Raw genomic sequence first — 16,770 nt, 5'->3', positions numbered from 1 at the left:
AATGTCTCCCCCATTATAACGGGAAGTTCATGGAAAATAGAAAAATGAAACAATTATTAACAGAATTTTTACAATATTAATAATGACTTTATACTTCTTTAACCTTAAGTTAATATCTGGCATTTACAATATAAAGCAGGAAGTAAGCTAAGCAGAATAGAGGTGATAGGCGAATATGAAAAGCGTCCTGATGATCGTGCAAAACTTTTATCCGGAAATCGGAAGTGCGGGGAATAGAATGAAAAATATCTATCTCCATTTGAAAAGAAACGGATTCGAGGTAACGGTCATCACATTGAAGCCGAGTTATCCTAATCAAAGTTTATATCAAGATACAAAGTTTTGGGATGAAGATAGCATTGAAGAAGATGTCATCAGGATTAAGCCGGACAAAGTGAAGAGGTATACAAGCAATATGGGGAAGCGGTTGCTTCATTATCTTGAAGCGATGTGGCTTTTCATTTATACAATCATCCGTCTCGAAAAAAAATATGATTATGTGTTTGCCACGACCCCGCCGATCTTCCCTACATTGGCAGCGTTGATCGCCAAGAAAAAGATGAAGGCGAAACTCATTACCGATGTCAGGGATTTATGGCCGGAATCGTTGATAGGTGTAGGCGTATTCAATAATAAGTGGGTTTTGAAAATCGCTTTCTTCCTGGAAAGGAAGCTATATAGGCATTCAGATTTTATTATCATCAATAGTCCTGGTTTCAAGGATTATATCGTTGCAAAGGGAGTCAAGGAAGAGGCCATCCAATTCATCCCCAATTCGCTTACAGCGGATGAGCTGACGTTAAAGAACTTGCTTACACCCGTATCGGAAAAGGTAATCAAGGTCGTTTATGCGGGGAATATCGGACTGGCCCAGGACTTGAAAAAACTGATAGCCGTAGCTGAAAGGCTAAGGGAACATAAACAAATCGAGTTCTCGATGATTGGATATGGTTATCGGATATCCGAAGTGGAGAAGGAGATAAGCTCTAGAGGGCTGGCTAATATTAAGATGATTAATGCGATGAATCGAAGAGTGACTCTTCATGAAGTTTCAACGTCCCATATTGCCTATGTGAGCTTGGTTGAAAAAGAAGTCTTCAATAAGGTCCTGCCTGGTAAAATCATCGATTATATGTGTGTCGGAAAACCCATTGTCGGTGATGTGGACGGCAGGGCCAAGAAGATGCTCATAGAGGCGAAATGCGGGTTGGTGGCAGAGAGCAGAAATGTTGATGAAATCTGTCAGCATATATTGACAATGGCCTCAGATCCGGCCCTTCGTGAAGAACTGGGAGAAAACGGTCATCGGTATGCTAAACAACATTTTCAATGGTCTAAAAATATTAAAGGTCTCATCAACGTGATGGAAGCGTCAGGCTGAAAAATCCGGAAGTGGAGGACAACATGGCGAAGAAAGTATGTATGTTCGTGTGGAATCACTTTACGAACGATGCGAGGGTTCTAAGAGAATGCACAGCACTTACAGAAGCGGGTTATGAAGTCGATTTAATTGCCATTCATAACTGGAAAATCGAGGGTTTGGCCAAAAAGGAGAAACACCAAAATGGTTTCTCGGTCACTAGGGTGAATAACCGCTGGGAGGCGCTTAATAAGATTCTCAGGATCGTAGGCAAATTGAAGAAAAAGAAGTTTGAAATCGTTCTATTTGCCTTATTGGTCTGGAATACATTGTGGAATTTGAACTTGATCAACGGCTGGGTGGGATCGGGAATACTGTTCGGTGCATTTGCACTCCTTGCGCTGGGCACCCTGTTCATCACGAAAACGAAGCTGCCGACATTATTAACGAGGAGCTACATTTTTGGTCAAATGATCTATCATGGCCGGAAAAGGAAATATGATTTCTATCATTCAAATGACTTGAATACGCTCATGCAGGGAGCGATCAGCAGTAAATGGCTGAGAAGGAAAAAGCTGATTTATGACTCGCATGAAGTTCAAACGAGCAGAACGGGATATAATAGCCGGATTTACGGGATGATGGAGAAATTCCTATTAATGTTCGTCGATGAAATGATCGCCGAAAACCATACGAGAGCTAAGTATAACGAAGACTTATATGGTCTGTATCCCAAGGTTGTCCATAACTACCCGATTCCAACCAATCCGGAAGAAAGTACGGCCGTGAATTTGCATGAGCTGCTCGATTTGCCAGAGAATGAACCGATTTTGTTATACCAAGGCGGCGTCCAAATGGGAAGAGGGTTAGAGCAATTGGTTGATGCTGTACCGATGATCGAGGGCGGAACGGTAGTATTTATCGGGGATGGAAGGATCAAGGATGAATTAATGAAGAAAGTGAGCGACATGAACCTGGAGCATCGCGTGAAGTTCCTGCCGAAGGTTCCGGTCGACGAGCTGCTCCATTATACAAAAAATGCGTATTTAGGTTTTCAGATATTGAATAATGTTTGTTTTAATCACTACTCCGCTTCTTCAAATAAATTGTTTGAATATATGATGAGCGGTGTGCCAGTGGTTGCCTGCAGCTTTCCTGAAATTCAAAAGGTTGTCGATACGGAAAAAATCGGCGTATGTGTCGATTCGCATGATCCCAAATCAATTGCCGAAGGTGTCAATTACTTATTGAAGCATCCAGAAAAAAGGGCGGAAATGAGCCAAAACTGCCTGAAGGCGCGACAAAAATACAATTGGAAACAAGAGAAGGAAATCTTTATCGAAATCTATCAAACAGCCTGACAAATTTGAATGCAGCAGAAAAATAGATAGGAGTGGTTTATATGAAACTTTGTACAATCGGACTTGGTTATATCGGACTTCCAACTTCTTTAATGTTTGCGAAACACGGTGCCGATGTTGTCGGCGTGGATATCCATCCTGAGATTATTTCCAATTTGAATAGCGGCAGGCTCCATATCGAAGAACCTGGATTGGAAGAGGTATTAGAAGAAGTACTAACTTCCAATAAGTTCCGGGCTACGTTAAGCCCGGAACATGCGGATGTTTTCATCATCGCGGTTCCTACACCAAATAAAAAGGACATGCACCAATCCTGTGATTTAACACATGTCTTGGATGCCACCTCAAACATTCTTCCTTTTATCAAAAAAGGGAATGTCATCATTATCGAATCGACGATAGCGCCAAGAAGCATGGATGATCATATTAAACCGATGATCGAGAGGACGGGCCTTACCATAGGAAAAGACATTTTCCTCGTACATTGTCCGGAACGCGTTTTACCTGGAAGGATTCTTGAAGAGTTGGTTCATAATAACCGTATCGTCGGGGGCATCACCGAAACATGCTCATATAAAGGAAGTCTTGTTTACAAAACATTCGTTCAAGGGGAGATCATTCAGACCGATGCGAAAACGGCTGAAATGTCCAAACTGATGGAAAACACCTTCAGGGATGTCAATATCGCTCTTGCGAATGAGCTGACGAAAATCTGTTTCGAGCTGGACATCAATGTTTTGGATGTCATATCGATGGCAAACAAACACCCTCGTGTCAATATACACCAACCAGGACCGGGAGTTGGCGGCCACTGTTTAGCGGTCGATCCGTATTTCGTCGTTGCAAAGGCACCAGAGTATGCGAGAATCATTAAATTGGCCCGTGATACCAACGTATCGATGCCTTATTACATCGTTAATTCCGTAAGGATGATGCTAGAGGGGATCCGGAAGCCAAAAGTAGCTGTTTTCGGTCTTGCATATAAAGGAAATGTAGATGATATTCGTGAAAGTCCCGCCATTGATGTCGTCAATATCTTGATGGGAATGGAAAACATGGATGTAGCCTTGCATGACCCGCATGTCAAATCTGGAAAGATGCCAGTCGTATCAGTGAAAGACGCTGTAAATGATGCCGACTTGATACTTATCCTGACTGACCATGATGAATTTAAACAGATGGATTATGATAAACTATCGAATCTCATGAGCAATAAATTGATTCTGGATACACGCAATTGCATTGATGCAACTAAAACAGATGTCCCGGTTGCCAACCTGGGCAATATATATCAATACAAAACGGTGTCCATGAAAAAAGACAGGAATAAAGCGATCATCTAAAAACTTGGACAACATCGATAATGGAATAACGATTAAGGGGGCACTGACTATCACAGTGCCCTTTTTCCACTGAAAAAAAGGACCATGCAAGAACGTGGAAACGATCCAGTTGGTTTCAGAACCGATTCCTATACGTCAAGCCTCCTCACTTTAAGCATCCTAGCAGAGTCTCGGCTAGCCAATTATTCGAGCGCAGCCGCCATATTTCGGGTTATAAGGCAGTAAATTCGACCACAGATGGTGTATTTCGAGCTGAAAGGCCGTAATTCGAGGGTAGAAACGTAAATTCGAAGGTAGATGTGTATTCGGGTGCAAGGCAGTAAATTCGAGCGCAGCCGCCGTATTTCGTGCTATAAGGCAGTAAATTCGACCACAGATGGCGTATTTCGAGCTGAAAGGCCGTAATTAGACGGTAGACGCGTATTAGGGTACAAGGCAGTAAATTCGAGCGCAGCCGCCATATTTCGGGGTGTATGGCAGTAAGTTGGAGCGAAGATGCCGTATTTCGGGTTACTTGGTACTGTATTCGACAGTAGACGAGATATTTCGCCTTCCATGGCACTAAAAACCATAAACAAGGTTCGGGAAGTAGATTTCTTGCCGAAAAACTGAAAGGGACCAAGCAAGAGCTTGGTCCTTTTGTGTACAATTTATTAAGCTGTCGGGCCGCCAAGTTCTTCGATTTCACTTGGAACGCTTTTGAATTTCTTGAAGTTTGCACGGAATTGTGCGGCAAGGTCCGTTGCTGCTTCTTTATAAGCGGCAGGGTCTGCCCAAGTCTTGATTGGTTGAAGCACTTCATCAGGAACACCAGGAACATGTAGCGGGATATCCAAACCGAAGATATCATCTTTGATCGTTTCGATGTTCGCTAATTCACCTTCAAGCGCCGCTTGTACCATTGCACGGGTGTAAGCAAGTTTCATACGGCTTCCAGTTCCGTATGCACCGCCAGTCCATCCTGTGTTGACAAGGTACACCTTTGCATTGTGCTCGTCAATTTTATCACCAAGCATCTCAGCATAGCGTGTAGCTGGAAGCGGTAAGAATGGTGAACCGAAGCAAGTGGAGAATGTAGCTTCCGGTGAAGTTACGCCTCTTTCAGTACCAGCCAATTTACTAGTGTATCCGCTTAGGAAGTGGAACATTGCCTGTTCTTTGGAAAGCTTGCTGATTGGAGGCAGAACGCCTGAAGCATCAGCCGTTAAGAAAATGATTGTATTTGGATGTCCTGCAATACTTGGGTTCACGATGTTATCGATCGCTTGCATTTGGTAAGCAGCACGAGTGTTTTCAGTCAATGAACTGTCATCATAGTTCGCTTCACGCGTATCCGGATCAACAACAACATTTTCCAATACAGCACCAAAACGGATTGCATCGAAAATTTGCGGTTCTTTTTCACGTGAAAGATTGATCGTTTTTGCATAGCAGCCGCCTTCGATGTTGAATACGCCGTTAGAAGACCAGCCGTGCTCGTCATCCCCAATCAATTTACGGCTAGTGTCTGCTGATAAAGTTGTCTTGCCTGTACCGGACAGTCCGAAGAATAAAGCGACGTCCCCTTCACGTCCTACGTTAGCAGAGCAATGCATTGGAAGGATTCCAGCCTCTGGAAGTAAGTAGTTCATGATCGAGAAGATCGATTTTTTCATTTCTCCTGCATATTCCGTTCCGCCGATCAGGATCGTACGGCGTTCAAATGAAACGATGATGAACGTTTCGGATGTAGTTCCGTCCACTTCTGGGTCCGCTTTGAAGTTAGGTGCAGAAAGGATCGTGAATTCAGCTTCGTGGCCTCTCAGTTCCTCTTCGTTTGGACGGATGAACAATGTATGGGCGAAAAGGTTATGCCAAGCATATTCATTAACAACACGGATGGGAAGACGTGATGATTCGTCTGCACCAGCGAAACCTTTAAAAACAAAAATCTCTTCTTTTGCTTTTAGGTGGTCAACTACTTTATTATATAGTTTATTGAACACATCTTCGGAAATCGGCCGGTTCACGGGACCCCAATCGATTTTATCTTTAACGGATGCTTCTTCCACGATAAATTTATCTTTAGGTGAACGACCGGTATATTTGCCAGTTTCAGCTTTTACCGCGCCGGTTGATGTTAAAACGCCTTCATTTCTGCTTAGTACTTTTTCGACCAATTGAGGAACTGATAGTTGAGTTTGCACATTGTTTCCTGTTAATAATTGGTGTAACTCATTAGAAACGTCTACAGAATTCATATATGAGGTACCTTCCTTTGTTTGAGTTTTTAGATTATAATTAGTATAACACATTCATTTAATTAGTCTATACTATTTCTTTCGATTTGTGATTATTTTCAGCTGGCCGCATTAATCATTTTAATCCGGCAGGAACCGAGTCACGATGATCTCATATACTTTCATGAGGGAAAATTTATTTAAATAGGAAGTAAGTAAACAATATATATTTAAAGGGAAAGTCTGGATGTCGTTCCTTTTCGATATTCAGTCCTTTATTATTAATGGCAATTTACAACATTTCTATTCGTTTATTGCGTTGTAAACCCCTCTAGGACGTTGTATCAACATGTTTTTTCAAATGAACGCCATTCTGGGTGGAAATGTTCTTTTTAGAAAAGCATTGACAAATTCCAGCCAGATACGATAATATCTTAAATTGTACGGATTCTCTTATCCCGAGTTGGTGGAGGGACAGGCCCTTTGAAACCCAGCAACCTGCCATATTGAACTTGACTCCAAGATCGATCGCCGAAAATAAAGCGAAGGTCTTCAAGGAATAGTGGTGATGGTGCTAACCTGAGCAAGGTAAAAAACCCTTGAACGATAAGAGTGAAAGGATAGAAGACAGAGTTTTAAACCTTTCCTCATTTGCCAGGGAAGGTTTTTGTGTTTTTTATAAGTAATTCTGTGTCTATAGTTGAAACTAATGAGGGAAACGAGTTCCGTAAAAATCAGGCTTATGCCTACAACATACTAACTTCCAAGGAGGAAATATGATGTCAAAGAAACGTCTATTTACTTCTGAATCTGTTACAGAGGGCCATCCGGACAAAATTTGTGATCAGATTTCAGATTCCATTTTAGATGCTATCCTAGCTAAGGATGCAAATGCACGTGTTGCGTGTGAAACTAGTGTAACAACAGGTCTTGTACTTGTTGCTGGTGAAATTACAACGTCCGCTTACGTGGATATTCCGCGTATCGTTCGTGATACGATTAAAGGAATTGGTTACACACGTGCGAAATACGGTTTCGATGCTGAAACTTGTGCCGTTTTGAGTTCCATTGATGAGCAGTCTGCAGATATCGCAGCTGGTGTCGATAAAGCATTGGAAGCTCGTGAAGGAAACATGTCAGATGAAGAAATCGATGCAATCGGTGCAGGGGACCAAGGTCTTATGTTCGGATTCGCTTGTAATGAAACAGAAGAGCTTATGCCGCTTCCGATTTCATTGGCGCATAAACTTTCATTCCGCCTGGCTCAAGTTCGTAAAGACGAAACTCTTGCTTACTTACGCCCTGATGGTAAAACACAGGTAACCGTGGAATATGATGAGAATAACCGTCCTGTACGTGTAGATACAATCGTCATCTCTACACAGCATGATGCAGAAATTACGCTTGAACAAATTCAAGCCGATCTAAAAGAACATGTAATCAAAGCTGTCGTTCCAGCCGAGTTGATCGATGCAGATACTAAGTACTTCATCAACCCGACTGGCCGTTTCGTAATCGGCGGACCTCAAGGGGATGCTGGTCTTACTGGACGTAAAATCATCGTTGATACTTACGGCGGATACGCTCGTCACGGCGGCGGTGCATTCTCTGGTAAAGATGCTACTAAAGTTGACCGTTCTGCTGCATACGCGGCACGTTACGTTGCGAAAAACATCGTGGCAGCCGGCCTTGCCGACAAAGCGGAAGTTCAATTGGCATACGCAATTGGTGTGGCAGAGCCTGTATCGATCTCCATTGATACGTTCGGAACTGGTACAGTTAGCGAAGAAGTCCTTGTTGACCTAGTTCGCGCAAACTTCGACCTTCGTCCAGCTGGCATCATCAAAATGCTTGACCTTCGTCGCCCGATCTACAAACAAACAGCTGCATACGGACACTTCGGCCGTACAGATGTCGATCTTCCATGGGAACGCACGGACAAAGCAGAAACATTAAAAGCACAAGCGTAAATCATATAAAAAAGGTGTCCCGCAATTAGCGGGACACCTTTTTTTTGTGGATTAATTTTGCCGTCAGCGGGAATAATTCAAGAAATCGCAAAGGCAACTTTAAGGTCGATACTCGTGAATAATGAGCGTTTACTCGTGAGATAGGAGCAAATACTCGTGAATAATGAGCGTTTACTCGTGAGATAGGAGCAAATACTCGTGAGTTAGAGCGTTTTACTCGTAAGTTGGTGCGATACTCATGAATAATGAGCGTTTACTCGTGAGTTAGGAGCAAATACTCGTGAATTAGAGCGTTTTACTCGTAAGTTGGTGCGATACTCATGAATAATGAGCGTTTACTCGTGAGTTAGGAGTGAATACTCGTGAGTTTCAGCGATTTACTCGTGAAATTGGTGCAAATACTCGTGAATTAGAGCGTTTTACTCGTAAGTTGGTGCGATACTCTTGAATAATGAGCGTTTACTCGTGAGTTAGGAGTGAATACTCGTGAGTTTCAGCGATTTACTCGTGAATTTGAAGCAAATACTCGTGAATTAGAGTGTTTTACTCGTAAATTGGTGCGATACTCATGAATAATGAGCGTTTACTCGTGAGTTAGGAGCAAATACTCGTGAGTTTCAGCGATTTACTCGTGAATTTGATTCAAATACTCGTGAATTAGAGCGTTTTACTCGTAAATTGGTGCGATATTCATGAATAATGAGCGTTTACTCGTGAAATTGGTGCAAATACTCGTGAATTAGAGCGATTTACTCGTAAGTTGGTGCGATACTCATGAATAATGAGCGTTTACTCGTGAGTTAGGAGTGAATACTCGTAATTTTCAGTTAAGTGCTTGTGCATTACTTTATTCGTTCCGCCGTTTTATAGTATTGGCCTTTTTCGGCGTATTCGCGTACGATGCGTTCCATATCCTGACGATCTTCTTCGTTGATTTCGCGGATGACTTTAGCTGGCCGTCCGAATGCCAACATGTTCGGTGGAATGACTTTGCCTTGGGGAACGAGACTGCCGGCACCGATGAAAGCCCCTTCGCCGATTTCGGCTTCATCCAGTACAATCGATCCCATGCCGATTAAAGCTCCTTTGCGGATTTTACAGCTATGTAATATGACCTGATGGCCAATGGTTACTTCATCCTCGATGATCAATGGATTATTTGGGCTTTGGTGCAGGACGCTGTTATCCTGTATACTGACTTTTTTTCCGATGATGGTTGGGGATACATCACCGCGAATGACGGAATTGAACCAGATTGATGTTTCGTCGCCAATTTTGACATCACCTGTGACGACAGCATTTTCAGCAATATAAGCGCTTTCAGCAATTTCAGGTTCTTTGCCTTTATACGGATAAATAATCATTTTCAATCATTTCCTTTCCGAAGTGAATGTTTTTATGTATTATTTTAATATACCGTATGCAAATACACTTGGCTATTTATAATAGCAATGTACAACTTGTTAGATTTCTTTTTTGTCGAAAATCACGAATATGGTTATAATTTATATATATTATTTCAACTATCATGGATCGTACACAACAAGTGAAAAGTGAAAGGGGGATTTCGAATGTGGAAATGGGAGACAGAAGGAGACGCAAAGGGCGTCATTGTCATCATTCATGGGGCAATGGAACATCACGGACGTTATAAGTGGGTAACACAAATGTGGCTTTCAGCTGGATACCATGTCGTCATGGGCGACCTTCCTGGGCAGGGGATGACTACTCGCGCCTACCGGGGACATATCGATTCCTTTGATGAGTATTTGGACGAAGTGAAAAGCTGGATAGAAGAGGCTTATGAATATTCGTTGCCGGTCTTTTTACTTGGACACAGCATGGGCGGTTTGATTTCGATACGCCTTCTTCAGGAAGAGGAATGGGACATTGCAGGGGTGATTCTTTCTTCACCTTGCTTGGGCCTCGTGACGAAGCCGCGGAAGTTCCTTACAATGCTCTCGCATGGTTTGAACATCGTTATGCCTCAGTTCAGGGTGGATTCCGGATTGACACCTGAAATGGCGACGAGAAGTGCGGAAATTCGTGAATCCGATAGAAACGATACATTATATATCACAAAGGTTTCGGTTCGCTGGTATCGCGAGCTTGCACAGGCTATGAAGGATGCTTTTGAAGAGATTCCTGAATTTCAGGATGTGCCGCTTTTGGTGATGCAGGGCGGAGATGACCGAATCGTGAACAAGAAGGCGGTTCGTGAGTGGTTCAATTATAATTTGGCCAGTGAAAAGCAATATAAGGAATGGCCGAAGCTTTATCATGAAATCTTCAATGAACCAGAGCGTGATGATGTATTTCAATATGCGCTGAGTTTTGTTGTAAACCGTTTAAAGATATTAGGGTATGTCGTTTGATCCGTACATACGATAAATGAAAAACTGCCGAGGTTAGCCTTCGGCAGTTTTTTTGGATTAAGCAATTCGTTCGACTTGATGACCGGTGCCCAGAAAGTAACCGGGTACATAAATTGGTTCAAATGAGTAAGTTCCTTTTTGTTTGATAATGCAGTGGATGGAGATGAATGGATTTGAAGGTCAAGTCATTGGCGAATAGGTCCAAAAGCGTCGCTTTCATATTCATGATCGCTTCATGGTTTTGGGTGGAAATCGGTTTTTTGTTCTTCTGTCAACGAGTTGGCGAGCTGATAACATCCCCGTATTGATCACTTGAATCCCTTTTGACTTTTTCAGTCAATATATTCGTCAGTAATGAAGTAGGCAAATGTTCCATTATCTGCACCTCTTATCTATTTTCTATCATTGTAATCATTATAAAAATTCAAAAATTTTGGTAATTCTGCTGCCTGAGCTGGGATTGAAAAGTCAGACTGTAGACAAACTCGATGGAAATCAAGTTGGTCTACAGTTTTTATGAGGTTTTGTAAAATCTCGAACTTCGATTTCCACTCGAGGCACTCGCTTTTCGCGGGCGGTCCGGGAGACTCCTGCGGGTCTCCCCTGGACGTGCTTTCTCTGCTGGAGTTTTATACACCCGCCCTAATCAAAATTTAGATAAAACCCCTTTTGTCTACAAATGAACACCGTTCTTATCGAACGGTGTCAAAAGTGATCATCTCTTTTCAATCGCGATAATGAATGGCGGATTGTTTGCTTGGTTGATGAACCCGTATCTCAGGATATGGGCTTTCTGTTGAGGGAAGTTCTCTACATAATCCATCAATGCATCCCTTTCAGCCGATCCTCCTGGATGACCATGGTATATGACAAGGATGATGATGCCTTCCGGCGCCAGCAGTTCGAACAGCTGTTCAATGGCTGATATCGTTGTCTCGGCTTGGGTGATGATTGATTTGTCTCCTCCAGGAAGATAGCCGAGGTTGAAGATGGCACCTGTGACCTTTCCGGAATGTTCTTTGCCGATATATTTGCTTAAAAGTTCATGCCCGGAGTGAATGAGTGTACAGCGCTCTTGTAAATTCTCGGCGTTCAGTTTTGCCGTTGTGGCTTCGATCGCTTCTTTCTGAATATCAAAACTATAGACATGTCCGTCTGCACCTGTAAGCCCTGCAAGAAAGACGGTATCAAAGCCGTTGCCCATCGTGCCATCTATGGTTATATCCCCGGGGCGAACCGCTTTTTCCAGGAGAATCCTGGCGAATGGCAAAATTCGATCTAGCTTCATGATGATTGTACCTCCGTGTGATGATTTTTCCCCTGCCAGCTGTTGCGGCGTTTCAGTTCGGCGTCAATGGCATTCAGGACATCCCATTTATTGACGCTCCACATTGGACCGATCATCAAATCGATCGGACCGTCACCCGTAATGCGGTGAACGATCATTTCTGGAGGGATTATTTCCAGCTGGTCACATACAAGGCTGACATAATCGTCACGGTCAAGAAACTCGAGCAGGCCTTTTTCATATTGCTTGACCATCGGTGTCCCTTTTAATAGATGAAGTAAATGGATCTTTATCCCCTGCACATCGAGTTTGGCGACTTCACGGGCTGTTTCCATCATCATGCCGTAATCTTCCTGGGGCAGGCCATTGATGATATGGGAGCAGACGCGGATGCCATGTTTGCGCAGTTTATCGACGCCTTCTTTGTAGCAATCGAAGTCATGGGCGCGGTTGATCATCATTGCGGTCTTTTCATGGACCGTCTGGAGACCCAGCTCGACCCAAAGGTAAGTGCGTTCGTTCAATTCCGCTAAATACTCGACTACATCATCTGGAAGGCAATCCGGGCGTGTCGCGATGGAGAGTCCGACGACACCTTCCTGGGTCAATACACTTTCATATTTTTCGCGAAGCTCTGCCACGGGTGCATGCGTATTCGTGAATGCTTGGAAATAGGCCATATATTTCCCATCTTTCCATTTATGGTGCATCCGTTCGCTGATTTTCTTAAACTGGACGTCGAGGGGTTCAACCCTGCTGCCAGCGAAGTCACCAGAGCCTGAGGCGCTGCAAAAGGTACAGCCGCCATGTGCGACGGTGCCATCACGGTTCGGACAGTCAAAACCGCCATCCAGGGCAACTTTAAAGACCTTATGTCCAAAATGTTCTCTCAGGTGGTAATTCCATGTATGATATCGTTTGTTGTCCGTTGCATATATAAACGGGTTTGCTTGATTCAAATCAGCAACCTCCTAAATAAAATAAGCGCAACATATATTATACAACATTCTCGCAGCTAGGTCTTTTTTTGCAAAATAAGCGTATACTGTATACTTGAAGGCTAAATATTTTGCTGCTATTCCCAGTTTATCTTTGAATGACTATATCCAATCGGGAGCTGATGGACATGACCGGTCAAGTTGAAGAAGCGATCAAACAAATGAAAAAGAAATTAGCCGAAAATAATCAGGTGATCGAAGTAAATGAAGATGGGTTCACATACAAAGCCACTTGTACCTTCAATTCACCTGCTTCGGATGAACAAATTCATTCCTTTGAAAAGGAAACCGGACTGCTTCTGCCTGAGGATTATAAGGAGTTTTTAAAAATAACCAATGGATGCCGTCTGTTTGATAATGTGGAATCAGGCGGGGAAAACGATTTATACAGCCTGGATGATATTATTAATTACACATATGAAAATTCCTACGAGGGATGCTATAAAGTGGCTTGCATTTATCAAGATAATATTGTGATCGATGGGGAAGCCGTCGCCAAAGGCGATAAGGAGTATTTAATGGTAAAAGGCCATATCGATGATTTTGAAGAAGGCGAGAAGCTCCATATGGGCTTTGCCGAATGGATCGAGCAGTTCATTTCCCATCAAGGTGAGAAGTTTTGGGATAAAGGTTGATTGCCCAAAAAAAAATGATAATCCTCCCGTTATTTGCTCAAACTAGAAAAGATGATTCCGAATCATCCAAATGAGATGCGAAGGAGAGGGTTTGAAATGGCAACCAGACAATCCGTCGATCATTTTTTAGAGCAATGTGAAGGTGCTCTCCATTTTGCAGAGTTTGAATTTAACGAGGCCTCACGGCAGGAGCATTATGATGATGAACAATTTCAAAATTCGCAAAGGTATATCGAAGAGGCTTTGACGGATATGGAACGATTGTATGCCAGTTCGAATGACCAGCAACGGGAAATGCTTTCGCGGATGAAGCAGCAGTTGAACCAATTGAGGAATGAAATGGTTTTACTTCGACATTAAATGGAAACAGGGGAGCTATGAATGAATAGCTCCCTTTTTTGCACGAATTTTCCTGAATTCGCATATATAATGAAAAACCTGTCGATAATGTTTATGTACGGCTATTGCAATTATCGGTGAAATTGACTAGAATGAAATAAAATCAATATTCTCATAAAGACTATGATGAGGAATAGTAGCGGTTTAAACCAGTAAAGAGAGTTGACGGATGGTGCAAGTCAACCTGGGACGGTCGCGAACTCGCCTTGGAGTCCCGGGTGTGAATGAATAAGTAATGCCTGGCGTTTTAATCCATGTTACGGATGTTTTAAGCTGGGCGGATTTTAGCTATCGCCAATGTGGGTGGTACCGCGGGAAGATATACATAATCCTCTCGTCCCTATTTTGGGATGAGGGGTTTTTTATTGTTTTTTAAACGGAAATTAGGAGGAAATCATATGAGTTTTGACCATAGAAGCATAGAAACGAAATGGCAAAAGTATTGGGAAGGCAATAAGACATTCAAAACGGGTGAAGAAAGCGGCAAACGCAAATTCTACGCGCTGGATATGTTCCCATATCCTTCAGGGGCCGGTCTTCATGTGGGGCACCCGGAAGGTTATACGGCAAGCGACATCCTGGCACGGATGAAACGGGCACAGGGGTATAATGTATTGCATCCGATCGGCTGGGACGCCTTTGGACTTCCGGCAGAGCAATATGCGATCGATACGGGAAATGATCCAGCTGAATTCACGGAGCACAACATCAACACGTTCCGCCGCCAAATTAAAGCCCTTGGTTTTTCTTATGACTGGGATCGTGAAATAAACACGACAGATCCCGACTATTACAAATGGACGCAATGGATTTTCTTGAAGTTATATGAAAAGGGCCTTGCCTATATTGATGAAGTGGCCGTTAACTGGTGTCCGGCACTTGGCACGGTATTGGCGAATGAAGAAGTCATCGATGGGAAAAGTGAGCGCGGAGGCCATCCTGTTGAGCGCCGCCCAATGAAACAGTGGATGCTTCGCATCACGGCGTATGCAGATCGTTTAATCGACGATCTGAATGATGTGGATTGGCCGGAAAACATCAAGGATATGCAGCGTAACTGGATTGGCCGTTCCGAGGGAGCGGAGGTTACATTCAATATCGATGGCTTTGATGAAACATTCACGGTGTTCACGACTCGTCCGGATACGTTATTCGGTGCAACATATGCCGTATTGGCACCTGAACATCCGTTTGTCGATAAAATTACGACGGCTGATCAAAGGTCGGCAGTTGAAGCCTATTTGGATGAAGTGAAACATAAAAGCGACTTGGAAAGAACAGACTTGGCAAAGGATAAATCAGGCGTGTTCACGGGGGCTTATGCGATCAACCCGGTAAACGGCGAAAAAATGCCGATCTGGATTGCAGATTACGTGTTGATCAGCTACGGAACAGGAGCAATCATGGCCGTTCCTGCCCATGATGAGCGTGATTATGAATTTGCAGTCAAGTTCGAATTGCCGATCAAGGAAGTCGTAGCTGGCGGAGACGTGACAAGTGAAGCATATACAGGCGATGGGCTTCATGTGAATTCGGAATTCCTTGATGGGCTGAATAAGGAAGAAGCCATTTCGACAATGATCAAATGGCTGGAAGAAAAAGAAATCGGCACGAAGAAAATAACATACCGACTTCGTGACTGGTTATTCAGCCGTCAGCGTTACTGGGGTGAACCGATTCCAATCATCCATTGGGAAGACGGCACGATGTCTCCAGTGAAGGAAGAAGAACTTCCATTGATTTTACCGAAAACTACGGACATCAAGCCTTCGGGTACAGGCGAATCACCACTTGCGAACATTTCGGAATGGGTGAATGTAACGGATGAAAACGGACGAAAAGGACGCCGTGAGACGAACACGATGCCACAGTGGGCAGGAAGCAGCTGGTACTTCCTTCGTTATATCGATCCGGATAACAAAGAAGCACTTGCAGATCCTGAAAAATTAAAAGAATGGATGCCGGTCGACATTTATATTGGCGGCGCCGAGCATGCGGTGCTGCACTTGCTTTACGCTCGTTTCTGGCATAAATTCCTGTATGATATCGGTGTCGTGCCAACGAAGGAACCGTTCCAAAACCTATTTAACCAAGGAATGATCCTTGGTGAGAATAATGAAAAAATGAGTAAATCCAAAGGGAACGTCGTGAACCCGGATGATATCGTGGAAAGCCATGGTGCCGACACGCTTCGCATGTACGAAATGTTCATGGGGCCATTGGATGCTTCGATTGCCTGGTCCACAAACGGGTTGGACGGTTCTCGCAGATTCCTTGACCGTATCTGGCGTTTATTGGTCAACGATGACGGGACGATCACAGATAAGATGACAGAGACGGATGACACGGGCAAGCTCGAAAAAGTCTATCATCAAACGGTTAAAAAAGTGACCGAGAACTATGAGGAATTGAAATTCAATACGGCGATTTCACAATTGATGGTATTCATTAATGATGCTTATAAAGTGGATTCGCTTCCTAAGGTGTATATAGAAGGCTTCATAAAGCTGCTTGCACCAGTTGCACCGCACATCGCCGAGGAGCTTTGGTCTAAACTGGGCCATTCCGAGAGCATCACATACGGAACATGGCCGGCTTTCGACGAAGCGAAGTTAGTGGATAACGAAGTCGAAATCGTCATCCAAATCAACGGAAAAGTCAAAGCTAAATTAATGGTGCCGACTGACACAACGAGAGAAAAACTGGAAGAAATCGCGATGGGTGATGATTCCATCAAAGAACAAATCGATGGGAAAACCATACGTAAAGTGATTGCCGTACCAGGCAAATTAGTCAATATCGTCGCAAACTAAATAAAAATG

The 16,770-nt window shown here is 43.4% G+C and carries 12 protein-coding genes, 1 riboswitch and 1 other annotated feature; of the genes, 8 read left to right on the top strand and 4 right to left on the bottom strand.

Going from position 1 to position 16,770, the window contains the following annotated elements:
• Nucleotides 1-175 precede the first annotated feature (175 nt).
• From J7I96_RS20140 to J7I96_RS20130, 3 genes are read left to right on the top strand one after another with little or no spacing between them, the layout of a single operon-like run.
• A complete protein-coding gene (locus J7I96_RS20140) occupies nt 176-1,381 on the top strand; it encodes a glycosyltransferase family 4 protein (protein WP_311315245.1) in 1,206 nt (401 codons plus the stop codon).
• A gap of 23 nt (nt 1,382-1,404) precedes the next feature.
• Entirely contained in the window at nt 1,405-2,721 is a 1,317-nt protein-coding gene (locus tag J7I96_RS20135; protein WP_054398988.1) for a glycosyltransferase, read from the top strand.
• Between the two features lie 41 nt (nt 2,722-2,762).
• Nucleotides 2,763-4,064 (top strand): nucleotide sugar dehydrogenase, encoded by a 1,302-nt coding sequence (locus tag J7I96_RS20130; protein ID WP_214925247.1) that lies wholly within the window; start codon nt 2,763-2,765, stop codon nt 4,062-4,064.
• Nucleotides 4,065-4,717: 653 nt separating this feature from the next.
• On the opposite strand, the gene pckA is transcribed toward J7I96_RS20130, so the two are convergent.
• Nucleotides 4,718-6,304, bottom strand: coding sequence for a phosphoenolpyruvate carboxykinase (ATP) (gene pckA / locus J7I96_RS20125; RefSeq protein ID WP_214925243.1), 1,587 nt, complete (start codon nt 6,302-6,304; stop codon nt 4,718-4,720).
• Nucleotides 6,305-6,733: 429 nt separating this feature from the next.
• Nucleotides 6,734-6,896: riboswitch (SAM riboswitch) on the top strand.
• 163 nt (nt 6,897-7,059) lie between these two features.
• On the opposite strand from pckA, the gene metK reads away from it, so the two are divergent.
• A complete protein-coding gene (gene metK / locus J7I96_RS20120) occupies nt 7,060-8,253 on the top strand; it encodes a methionine adenosyltransferase (protein ID WP_034310567.1) in 1,194 nt (397 codons plus the stop codon).
• A gap of 842 nt (nt 8,254-9,095) precedes the next feature.
• Here the strand turns inward: metK and J7I96_RS20115 are convergent.
• A complete protein-coding gene (locus tag J7I96_RS20115; protein ID WP_063234974.1) occupies nt 9,096-9,614 on the bottom strand; it encodes a gamma carbonic anhydrase in 519 nt (172 codons plus the stop codon).
• A 210-nt stretch (nt 9,615-9,824) separates the two neighbouring features.
• Here J7I96_RS20115 and J7I96_RS20110 point away from each other — a divergent pair, with 210 nt between their 5' ends.
• Nucleotides 9,825-10,628 (top strand): alpha/beta hydrolase, encoded by an 804-nt coding sequence (locus J7I96_RS20110; RefSeq protein WP_214774063.1) that lies wholly within the window; start codon nt 9,825-9,827, stop codon nt 10,626-10,628.
• Between the two features lie 715 nt (nt 10,629-11,343).
• On the opposite strand, the gene mnmM is transcribed toward J7I96_RS20110, so the two are convergent.
• Complete coding sequence (gene mnmM / locus J7I96_RS20105) at nt 11,344-11,916, bottom strand: tRNA 5-(aminomethyl)-2-thiouridylate-methyltransferase MnmM (RefSeq protein WP_214774061.1); 573 nt, start codon at nt 11,914-11,916, stop codon at nt 11,344-11,346.
• Nucleotides 11,913-12,875 carry a tRNA modification radical SAM protein MnmL/YtqA gene (mnmL, locus tag J7I96_RS20100; protein ID WP_214774059.1) on the bottom strand — a complete coding sequence of 321 codons (963 nt, stop codon included), beginning with the start codon at nt 12,873-12,875 and terminating at the stop codon, nt 11,913-11,915. Before mnmL ends, mnmM begins: the two co-directional genes overlap by 4 nt.
• A gap of 167 nt (nt 12,876-13,042) precedes the next feature.
• Here mnmL and J7I96_RS20095 point away from each other — a divergent pair, with 167 nt between their 5' ends.
• The 3 genes from J7I96_RS20095 to leuS all read left to right on the top strand — a co-directional run bounded on the left by J7I96_RS20095 (nt 13,043) and on the right by leuS (nt 16,761).
• Entirely contained in the window at nt 13,043-13,549 is a 507-nt protein-coding gene (locus J7I96_RS20095; protein ID WP_214925241.1) for an SMI1/KNR4 family protein, read from the top strand.
• 96 nt (nt 13,550-13,645) lie between these two features.
• Nucleotides 13,646-13,909: a DUF2524 family protein gene (locus tag J7I96_RS20090; protein WP_214774055.1), complete on the top strand. Its 264-nt coding sequence runs from the start codon at nt 13,646-13,648 to the stop codon at nt 13,907-13,909.
• Nucleotides 13,910-14,062: 153 nt separating this feature from the next.
• Nucleotides 14,063-14,293: a binding site (T-box leader), on the top strand.
• A gap of 53 nt (nt 14,294-14,346) precedes the next feature.
• On the top strand, nt 14,347-16,761 hold the full coding sequence (gene leuS, locus J7I96_RS20085) for a leucine--tRNA ligase (RefSeq protein WP_214774053.1): 2,415 nt from the start codon (nt 14,347-14,349) through the stop codon (nt 16,759-16,761).
• The last annotated feature ends 9 nt before the right edge of the window (nt 16,762-16,770 follow it).

It is taken from the genome of Bacillus sp. ISL-78 (assembly GCF_018613455.1).
In the GTDB taxonomy this organism is placed as follows: domain Bacteria; phylum Bacillota; class Bacilli; order Bacillales; family DSM-1321; genus Peribacillus; species Peribacillus frigoritolerans.
This window is presented reverse-complemented; position numbering and strand designations above follow the sequence as displayed.